Below are 22,402 nucleotides of genomic sequence, written 5' to 3' on the forward strand. Positions count from 1 at the left end.
GCCCCGACGGCATTCACCGGCTCCGCCCGCCGGCGGCTCTCAGTACGTGACCGTCACCGGGCCCCGTCCCGCCGGGGCCGTCACGGTCAGCGTCTGGGTCGCCGCGTCCCACTTCCAGCTCTGCGACGGCGCCCAGCCCTCGCCGACCCGGACCCGCGACGGCGCCGACGCCACGCCGAGGAACTTCACCGTCCACTCGCGCGAGGCCACCTGCGAGCGGCCCCGCGTCGGCTCGACCGTCACCGTGTGGGCGCCGCTCCGCTCCGAGTACGTGATGCGGGTCGTCGAGCTGTGCTTCGACGAACTCCCGTCGTCCTCGTACAGCGAGAACGAACCCGGCGCGCCCGGCGCCACCGTCACCGTCGCGCGGTTCAGCGGGTTCTGGACGTCGTTGGGCACGTCCGCCGTGCGGGTCACGGTGATGCCGCCCGCCCGGACGAACACCGGCATGGTCCCGAGGTCGGACGTCACCTGCTGGGTCGATCCGCCCTGGTAGACCTTGCCGCTGAAGTAGTCCGTCCACTGCCCCGGCGGGAACCAGACCGACGTCGTCGCCGACGTTCCCGGGGACGTCACCGGCGCCACCAGCATGTCCGGCCCGTAGAAGTACTCGCTCGCCGCCGCCGCGTAGGCCGCCGGGTCGTCCGGGTACTCCACGTACGTCGGCCGCACGACCGGCACGCCCGTCGTCGCCGCCTGCTGGGCCAGCGTGTAGGTGTAGGGCACGAGGTTTTCGCGCAGGTTCAGGAACTTCGTCGCCGACGCCTTCGCCGCGTCGCCGTACTGCCAGGGCAACCGGTCGCTGTGGTTGCTGTGCAGCCGGTCGATCGGCTGGAACGTGCCGAGCTGGACCCACCGCGCGTACAGGTCGTCGGGCAGCTTGAAAGTCTGGTGCTGCTGCCCGCCGGAGGTGTAGGTCTCGCTGCCGCGCAACCCGGTCGTGTCGTTGTGGCCGCCGATGTCGTGGCTGATCGGCGACAGGCCCGTCGCGGCCGACTCGGCCGGGGTGATCCCGACCTCCATCCGCAGCGTGCCCCACGTCGACGACGTGTCGCCGGTGAAGTGGACGGTGCTGCGCTTGTCGGCCCACGGGCCGGTCGACAGCCCGACCGGGCCGCCGTACCCGCCGGCCTGCAACGAGCCGTACGCCCGCGAAGTCGCGAAGCCCCGCTCGATCGCCGGTGCGGACAGGTCGGCGTACTTCTGGTTGATGAACGAGTCCGGCGTGACGCCCGGCAGGCTGGACTTCGAGCCGTCACAGCACCAGTCGAGCCACCAGAAGTCGTTGCCCTGGTTCGTCATCTGGCCGTGCAGGTCCAGGTACGCCTTGAGCTGGTCGGGGTCGCCCCAGTCGAAGACGTAGCAGTCCGTGCCGCAGTTCGACTTCGCCAGCTTGCCCTTCGCCGTCGCCTGCGCGCGGGCGAACTGCGGGTCCGAACCCATGATGCTCGGGTGGATGTTCAGCGTGTTGTGCAGGCCCTGCGAGTGCGACCAGGCGAAGAACGCCGCCGGGTCGGGGAACTTGTTCGTGTCGAACTGCCAGCCGTTCCACGTGTCCGGCGCCTTGAAGTCGGTGTCGGTCACCAGGACGTCCAGCGGGACGCCCTCACTGCGGAACTTCGGCAGGATCTTGTCGCGGTAGTCGGCCGCGGTGCGGTCGATGTACTCGGAGTACCAGACGCCGTAGGCCCAGCGCGGCAGCAGCTCCGACGGCCCGGTCAGGGTCGCCAGGTCCCGCAGCCCCGCCTTGTAGTCGTGGCCGAAGGTGAAGGCGTAGCCGTCCTGGTAGGGGTTGCCGCCGTGCGACGGCCGCTGCGTGACCTTTTCGGTGGCGGTGTCGTACAGCGCGGACGGGCTGTCGTCGAGCAGGTACCAGCCGTCGGAGTGCAGGAGCCCTTCGGTGAGCGACGGCGTGCCGTTGTCGCCGTTGACGCCGTCGAGGCCGCGCCGGTAGCCGCCGAGGGTGAGGTGCGGTTGCGGGACCGCCGCCCCGGTGCGCGTCACCGCGACGGTGTCGAGGTTGACGTGGCAGCTCGCGTCGTCGGGGCAGCCGAGGACGACGTCGTTCGTGCCCGCCCGCAGGTCGACCGGGACCGACGCGGTCCCCCAGGTGTCCCAGTTCGCGGTGGCCGGCATCGACAGTGTCCGCGTCACGCCCGCCGAGCCGACCGTCGCGGTCCTCGTCTGGTGCAGGCCGTCGCCGCCGGTGCCGTTGGCGTAGCGGACGTCCAGCTGGTACGTGCCGGCGGCCGGGACGTCGACGACGCGGTGGGTCAGCGACGAGCCGCGGTTCAGCTCGGCGACGAACCCGCGGCCGGCGTACCCGGCGTGGTCGGTCGCGACGACGGCGGACCCGGCGCGGAGGCCGGACTCGGCTTCACAGCTGACATCCAGGGCGCAGCCGGTGAACGCGCGGGCCGACGCCGGCGGGAAGGACGCGCCGGACGGCAGCACCGCGATCGCGTCGACGTTGACGTTGCCGGAGTCGCTCGCGGTCCGCTCGAGGCGGAGGTTGTGGCGTCCCGCGGTGAGGGTGACCGGCACCGACGCGGTGGCCCAGCTGTTCCAGTCGGCCGTCGTGGGCAGGGTCAGCTTCTGCGGTGCGCCGCCGTCGACGGACACGCTCAGGGTGCGCGTGACGTGCTGGCCGTCCCCGCCGGTGCCGTTGGCGTAGCGGGCGGTGAGGGTGTACGTCCCGGCCGTGGCGGCCGAGACGTCGGCGGTGGCCGAGGTGCCGGTGCTTTCGAAGCCGGCCAGGAAGCCCTCGCCGGTGTAGCCGGTGTGGTCGGTGGCGACGCCCAGCCCGTCGGCGGTCAGGTCTTCGGCCTCGCAGAGCGCGCCGGTCGCGCAGGTCAGGTGCCGCCACGGCGCCGCGGTCACCGGCGCGCCCGCCGTGGTCTTGACCTGCAGGTTGCCGGAGTCGAACGGGCCGGAGCCCACCTTGTAGGTCAGGGTCGTCGCGCTCGTGCGGATGGTCAGGACGCCGTTCGACGTCGTGGCGGTGAACGGCGGGGGCGTGAACGAGCCGCGGCCGACGGCGTTGAACGTGGCGGCGTCGGTGAACCGGCCGTCGCCCGCGTACTCCGTGCGGATCAGGGTCGGGGACAGGACCTGGAAGCGCGCGTTCCCGGCGGTGACGGTCTGGCGCGCGGCCGGCCCGGCATCGGCGGGTGCCGCGACGGTGACGATCCCGGCGGCCACCGCCAGGACGCTCACCAGGTGGAGGGTTCTCACTGCTCTCGGCCGCACGGCGGAGCTCCGTTCCGGTCTGGGGACCAGTTTTACAACGTTGGAAAAGGCGTTTTCGATCTGAGCACAACGGGTGGGTACGTGTCCAGACCGGCGAGCGGAACTGTCCGGACAGGCCGGAGTCCGTGCCCGGCAGGCCACGCGGGCGGAGCATCGGGACGAACCGGTGCCACGGGTGGTACGGCGCGGATCGCGCGTGCTCAGGCCGAGTCGCGGACCACGAGCTCCGGGTCGAAGATCACCGACTCCGCGCGCCGCTCGGGGTCGCCCATGCGCTCGAGGACCATCCGGGCCATCGCCGCGCCCATCTCCTCCACCGGCTGGCGGACCGTCGTCAGCCGGGGGCGGCAGCTCAACGCCACCCGGCTGTCGTCGAAGCCGATCACCGCCACGTCGTCCGGGACCCGCCGGCCGGCCTCGCGCAGCACGGTCAACGCGCCGTAGGCCATCAGGTCGTTGGCCACGAACAGCCCGTCCAGCTCCGGTTCCTCGGCCAGCAGCCGTTCCATCGCGCGCTCGCCGCCGTGCTCGGTGAAGTCGCCCTCCGCCACCGCCACGTACGCGTGGCCGTGGCGGGCCATCGCGTCGCGGAAGCCGGCCAGCCGGTCCTGGCCCGCCGGTGTCCCGGCCGGGCCCGCGATCGTCGCCACCCGGCGGCACCCGCGGGACACCAGGCGGTCCGCCGCCAGGCGGGCGCCGTCCTGGTGGGCGACGTCGACGTAGCTCACCGGTGCCGGACGGCCGGGCCGCGCGAACAACGCCGTCGGGACACCCGCGTCGGTCAGCATCCGCGGCAGCGGGTCCTCGGCCGGGTGCAGCGAGATCAGCAGCACCCCGCTCACCTGCTCCTGCCGCAGCTTCGGCACGAGCTTCTCCCGCTCTTCGTCGCTGTCGACGAGCATCAGGAGCGGGTGCAGCCCCAGCGGGCGCAGGTGCGCCACGACCCCCTCGACCACCCGCCCGAAGAAGGGGTCGCCGAACACACCGCCGAAGGCCTCGATGTGCCGGTCCGGCTCGGACACCACCAGCGCGACGCCGCCGGTGCGGCGCGTCACCAGCGACCGGGCCGCCCGGTTCGGCACGTACCCGGTGGCGGCGATCGCGCGTTCGACGGTCTCCCGCAGCTTCGGGTCGACGTTGCGCACGCTGTTGACCACGCGGGACACCGTGGCCCGCGAGACGCCGGCGACCCGCGCGACGTCCTCCAGGGTCGGCGGCGCCGAGGGCGGGTGCGTCGTCACCCCTTCTTTGTAGCACGCTGTGAGAGCGCTCTCCCAGTCCCGCGCCGCTGACAAATGTCATGGGTGGCCGGTGCGGGACGGCACTGCCCGCCGGGCGGGCGCGCGACGAGCATTTCCGCCATGACCACTCCCACCACGACCGGCTTCCGGCCCGTCCTCCTGCTCACCGGCGGCTACGCCGTGCTCAGCGTGCTCACGCTCGGCGCAATCGTGCTCCTCCGGAACGACCACGCGCTGGTGACCGACGCCGTCTGGGTGCGCGCCACCCTCGTCGCCGCCAGCTCGCTGCTGACGTTCGCCTTCGCCCGCGGCGCGGCCCGCGGGTCGCGCAAGGGCCTGCTGAGACTGCGGATCGTCGCCGCCGTGATGCTCGTGGCGATCGCCGTCGTCGTGGCCCTACCGGGCCTGTTCCCCGCGTGGCTGCGGATCGAGCAAGCCGGCTGCGGCCTGCTGCTGCTCGCCGTCACGGTGCTCGTCAACGGCCGGCGGGCGCGGGCCCGGTAGCGTGCCGGAGGTGGACAGGACGGAACCGGCCGACGTGCAGCGCTGGGTGCGCGGCTGGCGGGTGATGGCGCTCGACACGGGGATGCTCGTCTACCCCGCGGTGACCGTGCCCGGCGTGCTGCAGCACTCGGCGGGCCGCGCCGCTGCCGCCGGGTGCGTGCTCGTCGCCGTCTTCGCCGGCTGCTACCTCCTCGCGGCGCGCGCCGCGGCGCGACGGGCGACGCGTCGGTTCTGGCCGCTCCTGGGGGTGTTGGCCGCCTTGTTCGCCGCCACGCTTCCCTTCGCCCACGCCGAGGCGTTCTTCCTCGCCATCGTCGTCGTTTCCCTGGCCGTGCCGCGGCTGCCGCGGCACGGCGGTGCGCTCGTGGTCGTCGCCGCCGTCGCCGCGCTGGTGGTCCCGTGGGTGCTGTGGGGCACGGCGGGGTGGACGCAGGCGGTCGCGCTCGTCTTCACCGTGCTGGTGGTGTACGTCTTCGCCGAGGCGGTCCGGGCCAACGCCGCCCTCGTCGAGGCGCGCGCCGAGGTCGCGCGGCTGGCGTCGGAGGCCGAACGCACCCGCATCGCCCGGGACCTGCACGACCTGCTGGGCCACTCGCTCACCGCGATCACCGTCAAGAGCACGCTGGCCCGGCGGCTCGTGGACGCCGACACCGCCCGCGCGGGCGAGGAGATGACCGCCGTGGAAACCCTGGCCCGCCAGGCGCTGACCGACGTGCGGGCGGCGGTGTCCGGCTACCGCGAGGTCACCTTGGCCGGCGAGCTGGCCCGCGGCCGCGAACTGCTGCGCGCGTGCGGTGTAGCAGCCGACCTCCCGACCGCGACCGACGTCGTCGGCCCGGCGCACCAGGAGCTGTTCGGGTGGGTCGTGCGGGAAGGCCTGACCAACGTCGCCCGGCACGCCCGGGCGACCCGCTGCACGGTCACCGTCTCGGAGTCCACTGTGGAGGTCGTGGACGACGGCGTGGGCGGCTCGCCCGAGGAAGGCTCCGGGCTGGCCGGGCTCCGCGAACGCGTCCGCGCCGCCGGCGGGCAGTTCCGGGCCGGGCCGGTGCGGCCGCGCGGCTGGCGGCTGCGGGTGACGGTGTGACCATCCGCCTGCTGCTCGCCGACGACCAGGAGCTGGTCCGCCAGGCGCTGTGCGCGCTGCTCGCGCTCGAGGACGACTTCGAGGTGGTCGCGTCGGTGGGCCGCGGCGACGAGGTCGTCGACGCCGCCCGCGAGCACCGGCCCGACGTGGCGCTGCTGGACATCGAGATGCCGGGCCTCGACGGGCTGTCCGCCGCGGCGGTGCTCGCCGCGCAGGTGCCGGGCTGCCGCGTCGTCATGCTCACGACGTTCGGCCGTGCGGGGTACCTGCGCCGCGCGATGGAGGCGGGCGCGGCCGGCTTCGTGGTCAAGGACGCCCCGGCCGACGTCCTCGCCGACGCGATCCGCCGCGTGCGGGCGGGCGAGCGGGTGGTCGACCCGGCGCTGGCGGTCGCCACGCTCGCCGCGGGCGAGTCGCCGCTGACCGCGCGGGAGCGGGACGTGCTCGTCACCGCCCGGACCGGCGCCACGATCGCCGAGATCGCGTCGCGGCTGTACCTGTCCGAAGGCACGGTCCGGAACTACGTGTCGGCGGCCATCGCCAAGACCGGCGCACGCAACCGCGTCGAGGCGGTGCGCATCGCCGACGAGCGCGGCTGGCTCTGATTGGCCCGGTCCAGTGTGCCGGAATTGGATCTTCCGCCGGGCCGATCGCCGCCTTAGGTTGGCCGGGTGAAAACCGTTGACCTGTGGTTCGACCCGGTGTGCCCGTGGGCGTGGATCGCCTCCCGGTGGCTGCTGGAGGTGGAGGCCGTCCGCGAAGTCCGGACGCGGTTCCACGTGTTCAGCCTGCCGGTGCACAACGAAGGGCGGGAAGTGGACGAGTGGTACCGCGGCTGGCTCGACGAGCGCTGGGGCCCGGCGCGCGTGGCGCTGGCCGCCGAGCGGGCGCACGGCAACGAGGTGCTGCGCGACCTCTACACCGCGCTCGGCACGCGCTTCCACCGCGACACCGAGCCCGTCTCGCGCGAAACGATCGTCGCCGCACTGGCTTCGGTGGACCTGCCCGCGTCCCTGGCGGACGCCGCCGACTCGCCGGACCTCGACGCCGACCTGCGCGCCGGCAACCGCGCGGCGCTCGACCCGATCGGCGAGGACCTCGGCGTCCCGGCGATCCACGTCGACGGCAACGCGTTCTTCGGCCCGGTGGTCAGCCCGGTCCCGCGCGGCGAGGAGGCCGGCCGGTTGTGGGACGGCGTGCTGCTCGTGACCGGCACGCCCGGGTTCTTCGAGCTGAAGCGGGGCCGCAGCCGCCCGGTGACGAGCTAGGCGTTCGCGCGCAGCCGGGCCTCCGCCGCGTCCCAGTCGCCGGCACCCGACGGCTCGTAGCGGCGGACCTCCTGCGTCTCCCGGACCAGCGCCCGCATCGACGCCAGGTCCGGCACGTCCTCCCCCAGCGCGCGGGCCTGGACGAGCACGTTGCCCAGTGCCGCCGCCTCGACCGGGCCCGCCAGGACCGGGACCCCGCACGCCTCCGCCGTCAACCGGCACAGCAGCTCGTTGCGGGCGCCGCCGCCGACGATGTGGACCACGTCGACCGTGCGGCCCGTGATCGAAGCCGCCGCCCGGAGCGTGCGGCGGTACGCCAGGGCCAGGCTGTCCAGGATGCACCGGACCAGCGCACCGCGTGAGGACGGCGGGCGCTGGCCCGTCGCCTCGCAAGCCGCGACGATCCGCGACGGCATGTCGCCCGGGGGCAGGAACTCCGGTGCGTCGATGTCCACCACCGCCGCCAGCCCGGGCGCGGCGGCCGCCGCCGTGAGCAGGCCCGGGAGGTCCGAAGTGGACCACGTCCGCAGCGTCTCCGACAGCACCCACAGCCCCATCACGTTGCGCAGGAACCGGATCGTGCCGTCGACGCCGCCCTCGTTGGTGAAGTTCGCCGCCAGCGCCGCGTCGCTCAGCTCCGGCGCCGGCAGCTCCAGGCCCGCCAACGACCACGTTCCCGAGGAGATGTACGCGAAGTTCGTTCCCGGCGAAGCGGGGACGGCGACCACCGCGGACGCCGTGTCGTGCGAGCCGACCGCGATCACCGGTATGCCGGACAGTTCGCGGGCCTTGCCCACCACCGTGCCGGGATCGCGCAGCGGCGGGAGCAGCCGCGACGGGATCCCCACGCGGGCCGCGAGCGTGTCGGCCCAGGTCCGCGCGCGCACGTCGTAGAGCTGCGTGGTCGACGCGTTCGTGCGTTCCGCCCCGATCTCCCCCGTCAGCCAGTAGTTCAGCAAGTCCGGGATGAGCAGCATCGTCCGCGCCGCCTCGAGCCGCTCGCCTTCGGCCACCAGCTGGTACAGCGTGTTGAAGGGCAGCTGTTGCAACCCCGTCACGTCGTACAGTTCCCGATCGGGCACCGGGACGGTGATCCCGGCCGTGCGCGGGTCCCGGTAGTGGACGGGGTTGCCGAGCAACGCGCCCCGCTCGTCCAGGAGGCCGTAGTCGACCGCCCACGAGTCGATGCCGACGCCGTCGACGGCCCCGGCTTCCCGGATGCCGGTCAACGTCTCGCGGTAGAGCCCCAGGACGTCCCAGTACAGCACCGGTCCGGCCTGGACCCCGCCGTTGGCGAACCTCCGTACCTGCGCGACCTCCAGGACCGACGGGCCGACGGTCCCGGCCATCACGCGCCCGCTGGACGCGCCCAGGTCGACCGCGGCCACCCGCTTCACGGGTTCACCACGGTCAGCTCCAGGCCGAGCAGGTCCGCGACGGCCGCCAGCTCGCCGGCGCGGTGGCCGGTGCCCAGCGCCCAGTGGTGCGCGATGCCGCTGGCCGACCACGCGTCGGTCCACTCCCCCGGGTCGCAGCCGAAGTCGACGCGGGACGTCGTGTTGCCGATCCGCAGCAGCGGCCCGGGAACGACCGTGCCTTCGGAGGCGATGAGCGTGAACGTCCCGTCGCGGCGCTGCCCGAGCCCGCACAGCGTCACCGGGCCGTGCTTGACGTCGAACTCGACCGACACGCCCCAGCCGCGCTTGCCGTGGTAGACGCCGAGGCCGCGCAGCAGCGGCTTGCGCGCGCTGATGCCGAGGTGCGCCGGGCCGTCGTGGCCCATCTCGACGACGTTGTCCCGGAAGTTCAGCGCCTGCAGCTCGGTGAACGAGCCGCCCGCGCCGAGCCGGTCCATGACCAGCATGGCCAGGGACGTCCGCAGCTCGTACTCGCCGACGGCCGGGATGCCGCGCGCGGTCAGCAGGGACGCGCCGAGGATGAACCCGGCGCCGACGCGTTCGTGCGTCTCGCCGTCCAGGCCGCGGTGGTAGTAGGCCAGTGAGTCGAGCGAGAAGTCCTCGACGAGCCGGTCGAGGGCGACCGAAACCCTCGCACCCCAGGCGAAGTCATCGTCCACTACGGACTCGTCCACAGTGAACACTTCGCGGGCCAGTGCGACGCGCGCCGCCGTCTCGTCGTCGGAGACCTTCTCGACGCGCACCCGCAGGTCGTCGATCTCCAGGACCTCGACGTGCCCGCCGAGCTGCCCGGACACCAGCGTCGGGTCGGTAGACACGTCCATCATGCCCGGGTAGAGGTGCCCGAGCAGGCCGTGGCGCCCGTGCCGCAGGGCCGCGCGCACCCCGGCCGCCTTGATCCAGCGTTCGATCTTCGTCCAGGCGCGGGCGTCCTCGAGGTAGCCGGACACCGAGCGGAACTCGACACCCAGGCGGCGGAACGCGTTCGCCATCTCCGGCAGCGGGCAGGCCCCGCAGTAGGCCAGCCACGCGCCGGTGTCGAACGACTCGTGGTCCATCGCCTCGGTCGGCTGCAGGTTCAGCAGCAGCACCGGCGCGCCCGAGCGCTGCGCGACCGGGGCCAGCATGCTCGACGTCAGGTACGTCGTCAGGAACCCGATGATCAGGTCACAGCCGGCGACCCGGAGCTTCTCGGCCGCGGCGGCGCCTTCGACCGCGTCCGAGACGAACCCGGCGTCGACGACCTCGCAGTCCATTCCGGACAGCCGTTCCGCGACGCGTCGCGCCGAAGCTTCCAGCTGGGGCAGCAACGCGGGGAACTGCGGCCAGTACGCGCCGAGGCCGCCCGCGACCAGGCCGACGCGGGTCCGGCGCGGGGTGATGCGGTCGAGGGTCATCGGAACTCCTAACGCAGGAACGCGGCGGCCACCCCGGCGTCCACCGGCACGTGCAGGCCGGTGGTGTGGGTGAGGTCGCCGCCGGTGAGGGCGAACACCGCGGCCGCGACGTGCTCGGGCAGCACCTCGCGCTTGAGGATGGTCCGCTGGGCGTAGAACTCGCCGAGCTTCGACTCCTCGACGCCGTAGACCGCGGCGCGCTGGGCGCCCCAGCCGCCCGCGAAGATGCCGGAGCCCTGGACGACGCCGTCGGGGTTGACGCCGTTGACGCGGATGCCGTGGCCGCCCAGTTCGGCGGCCAGGAGCCGGACCTGGTGGGCCTGGTCGGCCTTGGCGGCGCCGTAGGCGACGTTGTTCGGGCCGGCGAACACCGAGTTCTTGGACGAGATGTAGACGATGTCGCCGCCGATGCCCTGGTCGATCATCGCCTTCGCCGCCGCGCGGGCGATGAGGAACGAGCCCTTGGCCATGACGTCGTGCTGCAGGTCCCAGTCGCGTTCGGTGGTCTCCAGCAGCGGCTTCGAGATGGACAGCCCGGCGTTGTTGACGATCAGGTCGACCCCGCCGAACGCCAGCGCGGTGGCGTCGATCGCGGCCTGGACCGCGTCGGCGTCGGTGACGTCGGCGGTGACCGCGATGGCCTTGTCGGCGTTCCCGATCTCCGCCGCCGTTTCCGCGGCGGCCGAGGCGTTCAGGTCGGCGATCGCCACGCACGCGCCTTCCGCGGCGAGCCGCACCGCGATGGCCTTGCCGATGCCCGAACCGGCGCCGGTGACCAGCGCGATCCGCCCGGCGAGGGGCTTGGGCTTCGGCAGCCGCCGCAGCTTCGCCTCTTCCAGCGCCCAGTACTCGATCCGGAACTTCTCGCTCTCCGGAATCGGGGCGTACGTCGAGACGGCTTCCGCGCCGCGCATCACGTTGATCGCGTTGACGTAGAACTCGCCCGCCACGCGCGCGGTCTGCTTGTCCTTGCCGAAGGAGAACATCCCCACGCCCGGGACGAGCACGATCGCCGGGTCGGCGCCGCGCATCGCCGGCGAGTCCGGGGTGGCGTGCCGTTCGTAGTAGGCGCGGTAGGAGTCGCGGTACTCCGCGTGCAGCTCCTTCAACCGCGCGACGACGTCCTCGAGCGGCGCAGAACCCGGTAGGTCCACGACCAGCGGGCGAACCTTCGTGCGCAGGAAGTGGTCCGGGCAGGACGTGCCCAGCGCGGCCAGTGGCGCGAGCTTCTCCCGGGACAGGAACTCCAGGACGACGTCGCTGTCGGTGTAGTGGCCGACCTGCCGCTGGTCGGTGGAGGCCAGCCCGCGGATCACCGGCGCCAACGCGGCCGCCCGCGCCCGGCGCTCCTCCGAAGGCAGCGCCTCGAAGCCGGGCACCGCAGCACCGAACGGCTCCGCCTTCCCTCGCTCGGCGAGGAACTTCTCGGCCGTGCGGATGATGTCGAGGGAGTTGCGCTGGCACTCCTCGGAGGTCGCGCCCCACGCCGTGATGCCGTGCCCGCCGAGGATGACGCCGATGGCCTGCGGGTTCGCGGCCTTGACCGCCGCGATGTCCAGGCCCAGCTGGAACCCCGGCCGCCGCCAGTCCACCCACGCGACGCGGTCGCCGAAGCACTCCTTCGTCAGCGCCGCGCCGTCGGCCGCGGTGGCCAGGGCGATGCCGGAGTCCGGGTGCAGGTGGTCGACGTGCGGGGCCTCCACGAGACCGTGCATCGCCGTGTCGATCGACGGCGCCGCCCCGCCCCGGCCGTGCAGGCAGTAGTCGAACGCGGCGACCATCTCGTCCTCGCGCTCGACGCCCGGGTACACGTTTACCAGGGAACGCAGGCGATCGAGCCGCAGCACGGCGAGCCCGGACTCCTTGAGCGTCCCGAGGTCGCCGCCGGAACCCTTGACCCACAGCACCTCCGTCGGCGCGCCGGTCACCGGGTCGGTGACGGCGCCCTTGGCGGAGGTGTTGCCGCCGGCGTAGTTGGTGTTGCGCGGGTCGGCCCCGAGCGCGTTGCTGCGCGCGATGAGCTGCTCCGGCACGGTCATGCTCATGCTCCCCATCCGGCCTGCGTGCCGCCGGCCCGCTCGGCCACGATCTTCTCCTGGTACCCGCTGCGGTGGTACGCGGCAATCGGATCCGGGTCCAGCCCGGACTCTTCCCGCAGTTCGGCCAGCAGCGGCCGCACGTCGGTGTTGTAGGCGTCCATCAGCACGGCGTTCGCGCCGAGCACGTCACCCGACTGCTGGGCGGCGCGCAACGCGGGCCGGTCGACGAGCAGCGCCTTCGCGGTCGCTTCCTGGACGTTCATCACCGACCGGATGATCGCCGGGATCTTGGCCTCGATGTTGTGGCACTGGTCGAGCATGAACGCGATGCCGTAGGCCGGGTCGAGGGCGTCGCCGCGGACGATCTCGTACATGATCCGGAACAGCTGGAACGGGTCCGCCGCTCCGACCATCAGGTCGTCGTCGGCGTAGAAGCGCGAGTTGAAGTCGAACGCGCCGAGCTTCCCGGCCCGCAGCAGGAAGGCCACGATGAACTCGATGTTCGTGCCCGGGGCGTGGTGACCGGTGTCGATGCAGACGGTCGCCTTCTCCCCCAGCTCGACGCAGTGCGCGTACGACGTGCCCCAGTCCGGGACGTCGGTGGCGTAGAACGCCGGCTCGAACAGCTTGTACTCCAGCAGCATCCGCTGGTCGTCGCCGAGCCGGTCGTAGGCTTCGCGAAGCGCCGCGGCGAGCCGGTCCTGCCGGTCGCGGATGTCGTCCTGGCCCGGGTAGTTGATGCCGTCGGAGAACCACAGCTTCAGGTCGCGCGAGCCCGTGGCGTCCATGATGGAAATCGCCTCGAGGAGATGGTCGGTGGCCTTGCGGCGGATCCCGGGGTCCGGGTTGGTGACCGAGCCGAGCTTGTAGTCCTCGTCCTGGAAGACGTTGGTGTTGATCGCACCGATCTCGATGCCCTGCTCCCGCGCGTACGCCGTCAGGGCACCGTAGTCGTCGACCTTGTCCCACGGGATGTGCAGCGCCACGCTCGGCGCCACCCCGGTGAACCGGTGCACGGTCGCCGCGTCGGCGATCTTCTCCTCCGGCGTCCGCGGCACACCCGGCTGCGGGAACACCTTGAACCGAGTGCCCGAGTTCGCATACGCCCACGACGGCGTCTCGATGCGCTGGGCCCGCAAAGCCGCTTTGACGGCTGTCAACTCAGCCATGGCGATCACTGTCCTTCCGCGACGGTGGGGGGTTCGAGGTGGAAGACCTCTTCGAGGAGCCGGAAGCCTTCGTCGGGCGGGCCACCGTCGAGACCGGTGAAGAACCCGGCCATCTCGGCCTGCCAGCGGCCGTTGACCTCGGTCTTCGCCATGGCCGCCTGCGCGGCCCCGAGGTCGTCGGCTTCGACGTAGCCGATCAGGAGGCCGTCGTCGCGCAGGAAGAGCGAGTAGTTGCGCCAGCCGGTGTCGTGCAGGGCCTGCCGCATCTCGGGCCACACCGCGCGGTGCCGCTCGGCGTATTCGGCCTTCCGGTCGGGTTTCACCTGGAGGCAGAAGCAGTAACGGGGCACTGTCCGTCCTTAGTGGACTCGCCTGAGCCGGGCCGGGGCGGCGATCCGGCCCGGCTCAGGCGAAAACCGTCAGAAGTTGAACTTGTCGATGTTGTTCGCGTCGAACGTCGTCGGCGGGCCGAGGACGATCTCGCCGCTCGCGCCGATCTTGTAGTCGCCGAGCTTGCCCGCCTTGAACGTCTCGCCCTCCTTGCCGGTGATCTGGCCCGACTTGAGGGCGACGCCCGCGTACGCGGCGAGGTAGCCGATGTCGGCCGGGTTCCACAGCGCGAACTGCTTGACCGTGCCGTCCTTGACGAACGCGCGCATCTGGTTCGGCGTGCCGAGCCCGGTCACCGCGACCTTGCCCTTGTAGCTCGACGTGCTGACGTACCGCGCGGCGGCCGCGATGCCGACCGTGGTCGGCGAGACGATCACCTTCAGGTTCGGGAACGACTGCAGCAGGCCCTGGGCCTCCTGGAACGACTTCTGGTCGTCGTCGTTGCCGTAGGCGATCTTGTCCAGCTTCAGGCCCGCGTACTCCGGCTTGGCCAGCTCCTTCTTGAGAACGTCGATCCAGGCGTTCTGGTTGGTGGCGTTGGGCGTAGCGGACAGCACCGCGATCTCACCCGACCCGCCGGAGAGGTCCTTGGCCTGCTTGGCCAGCGCCTCGCCGATGCCCTGGGTGGTGGCCTGGTTGATGAAGACGTCGCGGCAGTCCTTGGCGGCGTCGGAGTCGAACGCGACGACCTTGATGCCCGCGCTGCGGGCCTGGTTCAGCGACGGGCACACCGCGTTCGGGTCGTTCGCGGCGATGCCGATGACGTCCTGCTGCTGCTGGATCAGCGTGTTGATGTAGCTGACCTGCGAGGACGCGCTGGCGTCGTTCGGCCCGACCAGCTTGTACTCCCCCTTCAGCTCCTCGAGCGCCGCCTTGCCGCCGCTGACCTCGATGTCGCTGTAGGGGTTGTTGAGCTGCTTGGGCAGGAAGGCCATCTTGACCCCGGTCGCGGCTGTGGCGTTCGGGTTCGCCGTGGCCGTCGACTGCTGGGCACCGGAGCCCGCGGAGTCGTTCTTGGTCGTACCGCCACAGGCGGCCAGGACCAGCACCAGCCCGGCCGACACTGCGCCGGTGAGGAACCGTCGGGACATCTTCGTCACCTTTCCGGAGTTACCGCTTGCCGACGGCGTCGCACTGCCGTGCGGGCCGAAGTCACGATGTTGGGGAGCAGGACCGACACGATGAGCAGCACGCCGGTCACGATGTTGAGCGCCTCGTTGGACACGTCCTGCAGGCGCAGGGCGTTCTGCAGCGACGCCAGCAGGACCACCCCGGCCAGCACGCCGGGCAGCGTGCCCTTGCCACCGAAGATGGACACGCCGCCGAGGAGCACGGCGGCCACGACGGCGAGCTCGATGCCGTAGCCGTTGTCGGCCCGGGCGCTGGAGTAGCGCAGGGTCCACAGGACCCCGGCGATCCCGGCGACCGCGCCGCTCACGACGTACAGCCAGAACTTGAGCCGCCCGGTGCGGATCCCGGCGAACCGGGCCGCCTGCTCGCCCGCGCCGGCCGCGAACACGCCGCGGCCGATCGGCGTCGCGTGCAGCACGACGCCGAAGATCAGGGCCACCACGGCCAGCGGGACCAGGACGTTCGGGATCGGGCCGTCGCCGATGGTCCCGGTGACCCAGCTCGTGTAGTCGCGCGGGAAGTCGGCGACCGCGCCGTCGCCGAGGACCACGAACGCCAGGCCGCGGTAGAGGGCCAGGGTGCCGATCGTGACCGCCAGCGACGGCAGCTTCAGCACCGTGACGAAGAAGCCGTTCAGGGCGCCGAGAACCGCGCCGAGCACGATGCAGAGCGGGATGATCGTCTCGATCGACAGGCCCGCGTCCCACAGCGAGCCCATCACCGCGGACGTCAGCCCGAGCGTGCTCGCGACCGAGAGGTCGATTTCGCCGGTGACGATGATGAACGTCATCGGCAGCGCGACCAGTGCGATCGGCAGCAGGTCGAGCAGCAGGAAGGTGAAGTTGCGGCTGGTGCCGAAGTTCTCGACGGCGCCCGAGGCGACGATCAGCACGAGCACCGTCACGAGCACGACGGCGGCGTCCCAGCCGAGCAGCCGCCCGAGCGGGTTCGGTCGGTCAGACATGAGCGTCCCTCTTCTGTGACACTGAGCGCCTTGACAGTGTTTTCTGGACCCGGACCGCGACCAGCCGGTCGGCGCCGATGGCCAGCAGGATCAGCGCGCCGACGATCGCCTGCTGCCAGAACTGGTTGATGTCGAGCACGGCCAGGGCGCTGCCGATGACGGTCAGCAGCAGCGCGCCGAGGCCGGCGCCCCAGACCGAGCCGCTGCCGCCGAACACCGCGACCCCGCCGACGACGGCCGCGGCGACGACGTTCAGCTCGTAGCCGGTGCCGGCGGCCGCGTCCACGGTGCCGAATCGGGCGGCGAACAGGACCCCGGCGAGGCCGGCGAGCGCGCCGCTGACCAGGAACGCGGCCGTGGTGTTGCGGCCGACCCGGATGCCGGCCAGCTGCGCGGCCTGCGGGCTCGACCCCATCGCGTACAGCTCGCGCCCGGCGGGATAGCTGCGGAGCACGATCCCGGCGACGACCAGGACGAGCACCGCGATCAGGACGAGCCACGGCACCCCGAGCAGCGACGCCGTGCCGAAGTCCAAAAAGGACGCCGGCAGCTTGTCGGCGTTGATCTGCTGGCCGCCGGCCCAGAAGTAGCTGACACCGCGGTAGGCGTAGAGCGTGCCGAGCGTGACGACGAGCGCGGGCACCTGGCCGAACCGCACCAGCGCGCCGTTGAGCAGGCCGCACACCGCCCCGACGCCGAGTCCGGCCAGCACGGCGACGATCACCGGCAGCCCGGGGTTGTCGCGCATCAGCGAGCCCACGGCGAAGGCCGCGAGGCCGAGCACCGAGCCCACCGACAGATCGATGTTGCGGGTGATCATCACGATCGCCTGCCCGACGGCGAGCACCGCCAGGATGGCCGTGCCGAGCAGGATGTCGCGGACGCTCTGCCCCGACAGGAACCGGGAGTTCTGCGTCGCGGTGAACGCGACCAGGACGATCAGGGCGAGCACGATGCCGGATTCGCGGGCCTTGAACACGTTCGCGGTCCACGAGCGTCCGGAGTGGACGGTCGTTGCCCCGCTCACGGTGGCCTCCTTCGTGGCGGTCATGCGGCGGCTCCCTGGCCCATCGCGGCGTACATCACGGCGTCCTCGGTCGCGTCGGCGCGCGGAAGCTCGGCGACGAGCCTGCCTTCGCGCATCACGAGCACGCGGTCGGCCATGCCGAGCACCTCGGGCAGTTCCGAGGACACCATGACGATCGCGACGCCTTCGGCCGCCAGCGCCGACATCAGCCGGTGCACCTCGGCCTTCGTGCCGACGTCGATGCCGCGCGTCGGCTCGTCCACGATCAGCACCTTCGGCGCCATCGCGAGCCACTTGGCCAGCACGACCTTCTGCTGGTTGCCGCCCGAAAGCGTGCCGACCGGGTCGGCCAGCCTGCGGTACTTGGTGCGCAGGCGCTCGGTCCAGCGCCGGGCCTCCCGCCGCTCGCTCGCGCCGGTGAGGAAGCCGAGCTTGGCCAGTGCGCGGGAGCGCGGCAGCGTCACGTTCCGCTCGATCGAAAGGTCCATGATGAGGCCTTGCTGGCGCCGGTCTTCCGGCACCAGCGCCATCCCGGCGGCCATCGCCGCCCGCGAGGAGTGCGCCTTCAGCTTCTTGCCGCCGACCTTGACGACACCGGCGTCCCGTTCGTCCACTCCGAACACGGCCTGGACGACTTCGGAACGCCCGGAGCCGACCAGTCCGGCGAACGCGACGATCTCCCCGGCGCGCACCGAAAAGGAGATGTCGCGGAAAACGCCTTCGCGCACCAGGCCTTCGACTTCGAGGACGACCGCGCCGGGCTCGACGTCCTGCTTCGGGAACAGCGCGTCGAGATCGCGGCCGACCATCCGCTTGACCATGTCGTCGACCGTGAGGTCTTCGAGGAGGTCGGTGGAGACGTGCTTGCCGTCGCGCATGATCGTCACGCGCTGGCAGAGCTCCGTGATCTCCTCGAAGCGGTGGGAGATGAACATGATCGCCGCGCCTTCCTGGCGCAGCGTCCGCGCGACGGTGAAGAGCCGGTCGACCTCGACGCGGCTCAGCGCGGCGGTCGGCTCGTCCATCACGAGCACGCGGGCGTCGGCGCTGAGGGCCTTGGCGATCTCGACGATCTGCTGGTCGGCGATGGAGAGACCACGGGCGGGCCGGGCCGGGTCGATCCGGACGCCGAGGCGGGCGAAGAGGCGCTCGGCCTCCTCCCGGATCGCCGTCCGGTCGATGCGGCCCAGGCTCTTGCGCGGGTGGCGGCCCATCACGATGTTCTCCGCGACGCTGAGGTCGGGGAAGAGCGTGGGTTCCTGGTAGATCACGGCGATGCCGGCCGCCTTGGCGTCGGCGGGCGAGCCGAACTCCACCGGCGTGCCGTCCAGCAGCAGCGTGCCGTCGTCGGGCCTGTGCACCCCGGCGAGCATCTTCACGATCGTGGACTTGCCGGCGCCGTTCTCCCCGACCAGCGCGTGGGCTTCCCCCGCGTGCAGGCCGAAGCTCACGCCGGCGACGGCGGCGACCGCGCCGAACGACTTCGTCACGCCGCGCACCTCCAGCAGAGGGGCCCGGCCCGGGCGTGGGCGCGTCATCGCGACCTCCGGATTGAAAGGTTTCACAAACCTGGCGCGGTGACGCTACTATGCGGTCGGAGAGCAAGTCAATGAATCTGCATAACCGTGGCCAAACGGCTTCAGGACCGGGCAGTTCGTGATGATGTTACGTTTCAAAGGGGAGCGCACATGACGGTCCAGGAGTCCGGTGCCGAGCCGCGCGCGGCCGGCATGAAGGACGTCGCCGCGGCCGCCGGCGTCTCCCTCGGCACGGTGTCCAATGTGCTCAACCGCCCCGACCGCGTCAGCCCCGCGACGCGCGCGAAGGTCGAAGCGGCGATGACCGCGCTCCGGTTCGTGCGCAACGAGTCCGCGCGGCAGCTGCGGGCCGGGCGCAGCCGCGTGCTGGCGTACGTGATGCTCGACGGCAGCAACCCGTTCTTCACCGACGTCGCGGCCGGCATGGAGGACACCGCGGACGCGGGCGACCTCTCCCTGTTCCTCTGCAACAGCGCGCACCAGCCGTCGCGCGAGGCGGCCTACCTCGGCCGCCTGGAACAGCAGCGGGTGCAGGGCATCCTCATCACCCCGGTCGACCCGGACGCCCCGCTGCTGGGCGAGATCGCGCGCCGCGGCACGCCGGTGGTGGTCGTCGACCGCACGCCTGGCGGCACGACCCATTGCTCGGTCGCCGTCGACGACGTCTACGGCGGCGAGCTCGCCGTGCGGCACCTCATCGAGCAGGGGCACGAGCGGATCGCGTTCATCGGCAACCACACGACGGTCGGGCAGGTCCGCGACCGGCGGCTCGGTGCGTTGCGCGCGTTGCAGGCGGCCGGGCTCGGTCCCGACCGCCTGGTCGACCTGACCACGACGGCGCTGACCGTCGCCGACGGCCGCGGCGCGGGCGAGCGGCTGGCGGGGCTGCCCGCGGCCGTCCGCCCGACGGCGGCGTTCTGCGCCAACGACCTGGTCGCCCTCGGGCTGCTCCAGACGTGCGCGAACCTGCGCATGCGCGTCCCGCAGGATCTGGCGATCGTCGGGTACGACGACATCGAGTTCGCCGCGGCGGCCGCCGTCCCGCTGACCTCGGTCCGCCAGCCCCGGCGCCGCCTCGGCCGCACGGCCGCGGAGCTGCTGCTGGCGGAGGCCGAGCCCGGGCACGAACACCGGCAGGTCGTCTTCACCCCCGAACTGGTCGTCCGCGCCTCCACCCTGCGCTGAGCAACCCGCTGATCGTTTGTGACGTCTTAACCGGCACAAGCGATAACACCCGGGGACCCCGAGCAGGGAGGCGCCGATGGCCGGCTCGCACCCGCGGCTGTCGCGGCGCGGGTTCCTCGCCGCGAGCGGGGCCGCGCTGCTCGGCGCCGTCGTCGCCGGGTCGGCCGGACACGCGGCAGCCGGGCCGGAAAGCACGCAGCTGGGCGATTTCTGGCTCTTCGGGCGGTACGAGGACGGGTGCGCCGAACTCGGCTTCGACGAGACCGACCTCTCCCCCGTGCAGCTGCCCCATTGCGTGACCCCGCTGTCCTGGACCGGCTGGGACCCCGCGTCCTGGCAGGACCGGTGGATCTACCGCAAGCACTTCACGGTCACCGCGACCGAACGCTTCTCCGCCCGCTTCGAGGGCGTCATGACCAACGCGGCGGTGTACCTCAACGGCACGCTCGTCGCGACCCACGAAGGCGGCTACCTCCCGTTCGAGGTGGGACTGCCCGGGGTGGTGCCGGGCGACAACGTGCTCGCCGTGGTCGTCGACGGGCGGTGGGCGCTGGACGTGCCCCCCAACCTGCCGAGCGCCGCGGGTCCGTCGGTGCTCGACTTCTACCAGCCGGCCGGGATCTACCGCCCGGCGACGATCGGTCCGGTGCCGCGGATCCGGCTGACCGACGTCTTCGCCCGGCCCGTCGACGTCCTCTCCCCCGGCCGGTCGCTGCACCTCACCTGCACGCTCGACGCGCCCGTCGTGGCCCAGGTGACCGCGTCGGTCCGCCAGGCGGGACGGGAACTGGCCCACGGCACCGCCCCGGTGGCCGGCACCGGCGCCGAGTTCGACGTCCACGGCCTCGACGCGGTCCGGCTCTGGGACGTCGAAGACCCCGCGCTGTGCGAGGTCGTGGTCACCGTGCGGTCCGGTCCCGCGGTGCTCGACCAGCGGTCCGTGCGGATCGGGTTCCGCGACGCGCGGTTCACCCCCGACGGCTTCTTCCTCAACGGCCGCCGCCTCAAGCTGACCGGCCTCAACCGGCACCAGTGGTACCCGTTCGCGGGCGGCGCGATGCCCGACCGCGTCCAGCGGCGCGACGCCGAGATCCTCCGGCGCGAGCTCAACTGCACCATGGTCCGGTGCTCGCACTACCCGCAGTCGAGCGCCTTCCTCGACGCCTGCGACGAGCTGGGCCTGCTGGTCTGGGAGGAGATCCCCGGCTGGGGCCGGATCGGCGACGCCGCCTGGCAGCAGCGGAACCTCCGGGACGTCTCGGACATGATCACCCGCGACCGCAACCACCCCAGCATCGTCGTCTGGGGCACCCGCGTGAACGAGGCCAACGGCACGACGGCGATGTACGGGCGGACCGGACGGCTCGCGCGTCAGCTCGACCCTTCGCGACCGACGAGCGGCGCGCTGGCCAGTGCGACGGGCGCGCGGTTCGCCGGCGGCGACGTCGAAGTCCTGGCCTACAACGACTACACCGCCCGCCGTGGCGCGCCCTTTCAGCTCCGCCCGCCCCGCGCGGGAGTCCCGTACCTGGTCACCGAAACCATCGGCACGCTCGCCGGTGCCCGCGCCTACCGCCGGACGGATCCGAACGCGACCCAGCAGCTGCAGGCCGAGCTGCACGCGAAGGCCCACGACCTGGCGGCCGCGGACGACCGCTACTGCGGGTTGCTCGCCTGGTGCGCCTTCGACTACCCGTCGGGCTGGCAGCGGTCGGTGGGCGGCTCGAAGTTCGCCGGGGTCTCCGACATCTTCCGGATCCCGAAGCCCGCGGCGGCGTTCTACGCCTCGCAGGTCGACCCGCGGGTGCGGGCGGTCGTCGAGCCGGGGTTCGCGTGGGACTTCACGACGGCACCGGCCGGGCCCGGGCGGGACGTGACGATCTGGTCCAATTGCGACCGGCTCCTGCTGTTCCTCGACGACCGTCCGATCGGTGCGGCGCGCAGCCGCCGCGCCGACTTCCCGCACCTGCGGTACCCGCCCTTCGCCGTGGACCTGGTCGTGCCGCGCGGGGAGCGGCCCCAGCTGCGGATCGACGGCTACGCGGGTGACCGGCTGGTCGTGTCCCGGCGCTTCAGCGGCGACCGGAGCCGGGACGTGCTGGGGTGCGTCCCGGACGACACGCGGCTGCGCGCGGACGGCGCGGACGCGACCCGGGTAGTGGTCTCGGCGATGGACCGGTTCGGCACCCTGCGCGCGGGGGCGACGGGCAAGGTGACGCTGGCGCTGACCGGACCGGGCGAGCTGGTCGGGGACCCGACGCTGGACCTGGGCGCGACCGGCGGGGCGGCGGCGGTCTGGCTGCGGCCGTTCGCGGGACCGCCGGGCGTGCTGACGCTGACCGCGCGGCACGACTCCTTGGGCACGGCCACGGCGACGGTGACGACGAGCGCCAGTGGCTCGGCAGGCGGGTCGCGCTCGTGAGGTCAGCCGGTGAGCACTTCGGCGAGCACCGCGGCCTGGCTGATCTCCGGCGACCCGCTCGCGGTCAGCAGCGTGACCGGGCCGCCCGCCGCCAGCGCGCGCAGCCGCTGCAGCGCCGCCACCCGGTCGGGCTCCCGCAGCTCCGCGCGGTACCGGTCGGCGAATTCGTCGAACCGCTCCGGGTCGTGGCCGTACCAGGTGCGCAGCCCGTCCGACGGCGCCAGCCCGCGGTACCAGCCGTCCAGTACGACCGTGGCGCGGTTCGTGCCGCGCGGCCAGAGCCGCTCCACGAGCACGCGGACGCCGTCGGCGGGCCCGGCCGGGTCGGTCAGGCGCGCCACCCGGACGACCGTCGGCTGCATGCGCGCATTCT

The 22,402-nt window shown here is 72.5% G+C and carries 18 protein-coding genes; 6 read left to right on the top strand and 12 right to left on the bottom strand.

Going from position 1 to position 22,402, the window contains the following annotated elements; translation table 11 throughout:
- Positions 1–39: 39 nt before the first annotated feature.
- Together AB0J40_RS24040 and AB0J40_RS24045 are read right to left on the bottom strand one after the other, a co-directional pair.
- The gene (locus AB0J40_RS24040; RefSeq protein WP_364456658.1) at positions 40–3,216 is read right to left on the bottom strand and encodes a TIM-barrel domain-containing protein; all 3,177 of its coding nucleotides are present in this window, start codon (positions 3,214–3,216) and stop codon (positions 40–42) included.
- A gap of 233 nt (positions 3,217–3,449) precedes the next feature.
- Complete coding sequence (locus AB0J40_RS24045; protein ID WP_364456660.1) at positions 3,450–4,490, bottom strand: LacI family DNA-binding transcriptional regulator; 1,041 nt, start codon at positions 4,488–4,490, stop codon at positions 3,450–3,452.
- A gap of 120 nt (positions 4,491–4,610) precedes the next feature.
- Between AB0J40_RS24045 and AB0J40_RS24050 the strand changes: the two genes are divergently transcribed.
- The 4 genes from AB0J40_RS24050 to AB0J40_RS24065 all read left to right on the top strand — a co-directional run bounded on the left by AB0J40_RS24050 (position 4,611) and on the right by AB0J40_RS24065 (position 7,349).
- On the top strand, positions 4,611–4,994 hold the full coding sequence (locus tag AB0J40_RS24050; protein WP_364456662.1) for a hypothetical protein: 384 nt from the start codon (positions 4,611–4,613) through the stop codon (positions 4,992–4,994).
- Positions 4,995–5,004: 10 nt separating this feature from the next.
- Complete coding sequence (locus tag AB0J40_RS24055) at positions 5,005–6,081, top strand: sensor histidine kinase (protein WP_364456664.1); 1,077 nt, start codon at positions 5,005–5,007, stop codon at positions 6,079–6,081.
- Complete coding sequence (locus AB0J40_RS24060; RefSeq protein ID WP_364456666.1) at positions 6,078–6,686, top strand: response regulator transcription factor; 609 nt, start codon at positions 6,078–6,080, stop codon at positions 6,684–6,686. The genes AB0J40_RS24055 and AB0J40_RS24060 overlap by 4 nt, the downstream gene beginning before the upstream one ends.
- A 66-nt stretch (positions 6,687–6,752) precedes the next feature.
- A complete protein-coding gene (locus tag AB0J40_RS24065; protein WP_364456668.1) occupies positions 6,753–7,349 on the top strand; it encodes a DsbA family protein in 597 nt (198 codons plus the stop codon).
- On the opposite strand, the gene AB0J40_RS24070 is transcribed toward AB0J40_RS24065, so the two are convergent.
- The 9 genes from AB0J40_RS24070 to AB0J40_RS24110 all read right to left on the bottom strand — a co-directional run bounded on the left by AB0J40_RS24070 (position 7,346) and on the right by AB0J40_RS24110 (position 18,422).
- Entirely contained in the window at positions 7,346–8,737 is a 1,392-nt protein-coding gene (locus tag AB0J40_RS24070) for a rhamnulokinase family protein (protein WP_364456854.1), read from the bottom strand. The genes AB0J40_RS24065 and AB0J40_RS24070 overlap by 4 nt on opposite strands.
- Before the next feature lie 5 nt (positions 8,738–8,742).
- Positions 8,743–10,164, bottom strand: coding sequence for an L-fucose/L-arabinose isomerase family protein (locus AB0J40_RS24075; protein ID WP_364456669.1), 1,422 nt, complete (start codon positions 10,162–10,164; stop codon positions 8,743–8,745).
- 8 nt (positions 10,165–10,172) lie between these two features.
- The gene (locus tag AB0J40_RS24080; protein ID WP_364456670.1) at positions 10,173–12,203 is read right to left on the bottom strand and encodes a bifunctional aldolase/short-chain dehydrogenase; all 2,031 of its coding nucleotides are present in this window, start codon (positions 12,201–12,203) and stop codon (positions 10,173–10,175) included.
- Positions 12,204–12,205: 2 nt separating this feature from the next.
- Complete coding sequence (gene rhaI / locus AB0J40_RS24085) at positions 12,206–13,372, bottom strand: L-rhamnose isomerase (protein ID WP_364456671.1); 1,167 nt, start codon at positions 13,370–13,372, stop codon at positions 12,206–12,208.
- A 5-nt stretch (positions 13,373–13,377) separates the two neighbouring features.
- Positions 13,378–13,722 carry an L-rhamnose mutarotase gene (locus tag AB0J40_RS24090; protein WP_364456672.1) on the bottom strand — a complete coding sequence of 115 codons (345 nt, stop codon included), beginning with the start codon at positions 13,720–13,722 and terminating at the stop codon, positions 13,378–13,380.
- Between the two features lie 69 nt (positions 13,723–13,791).
- The gene (gene rhaS, locus AB0J40_RS24095; RefSeq protein WP_364456673.1) at positions 13,792–14,853 is read right to left on the bottom strand and encodes a rhamnose ABC transporter substrate-binding protein; all 1,062 of its coding nucleotides are present in this window, start codon (positions 14,851–14,853) and stop codon (positions 13,792–13,794) included.
- A 5-nt stretch (positions 14,854–14,858) separates the two neighbouring features.
- Positions 14,859–15,857, bottom strand: coding sequence for an ABC transporter permease (locus tag AB0J40_RS24100; protein ID WP_364456674.1), 999 nt, complete (start codon positions 15,855–15,857; stop codon positions 14,859–14,861).
- Positions 15,850–16,908: an ABC transporter permease gene (locus tag AB0J40_RS24105; RefSeq protein WP_364456675.1), complete on the bottom strand. Its 1,059-nt coding sequence runs from the start codon at positions 16,906–16,908 to the stop codon at positions 15,850–15,852. Before AB0J40_RS24105 ends, AB0J40_RS24100 begins: the two co-directional genes overlap by 8 nt.
- On the bottom strand, positions 16,905–18,422 hold the full coding sequence (locus tag AB0J40_RS24110) for a sugar ABC transporter ATP-binding protein (RefSeq protein ID WP_364456676.1): 1,518 nt from the start codon (positions 18,420–18,422) through the stop codon (positions 16,905–16,907). The genes AB0J40_RS24105 and AB0J40_RS24110 overlap by 4 nt, the downstream gene beginning before the upstream one ends.
- Positions 18,423–18,572: 150 nt before the next feature.
- Between AB0J40_RS24110 and AB0J40_RS24115 the strand changes: the two genes are divergently transcribed.
- Both AB0J40_RS24115 and AB0J40_RS24120 read left to right on the top strand, forming a co-directional pair.
- Positions 18,573–19,607, top strand: a complete 1,035-nt coding sequence (locus AB0J40_RS24115) for a LacI family DNA-binding transcriptional regulator (protein ID WP_364456677.1) — start codon at positions 18,573–18,575, stop codon at positions 19,605–19,607.
- A 76-nt stretch (positions 19,608–19,683) separates the two neighbouring features.
- Positions 19,684–22,029: a glycoside hydrolase family 2 TIM barrel-domain containing protein gene (locus tag AB0J40_RS24120; protein ID WP_364456678.1), complete on the top strand. Its 2,346-nt coding sequence runs from the start codon at positions 19,684–19,686 to the stop codon at positions 22,027–22,029.
- Between the two features lie 2 nt (positions 22,030–22,031).
- Here AB0J40_RS24120 and AB0J40_RS24125 read toward each other — a convergent pair whose 3' ends face one another.
- Positions 22,032–22,391, bottom strand: a complete 360-nt coding sequence (locus AB0J40_RS24125) for a DUF488 family protein (protein ID WP_364456679.1) — start codon at positions 22,389–22,391, stop codon at positions 22,032–22,034.
- Positions 22,392–22,402 lie beyond the last annotated feature (11 nt).

It is taken from the genome of Amycolatopsis sp. NPDC049691, assembly GCF_040675005.1.
Lineage (GTDB): Bacteria > Actinomycetota > Actinomycetes > Mycobacteriales > Pseudonocardiaceae > Amycolatopsis.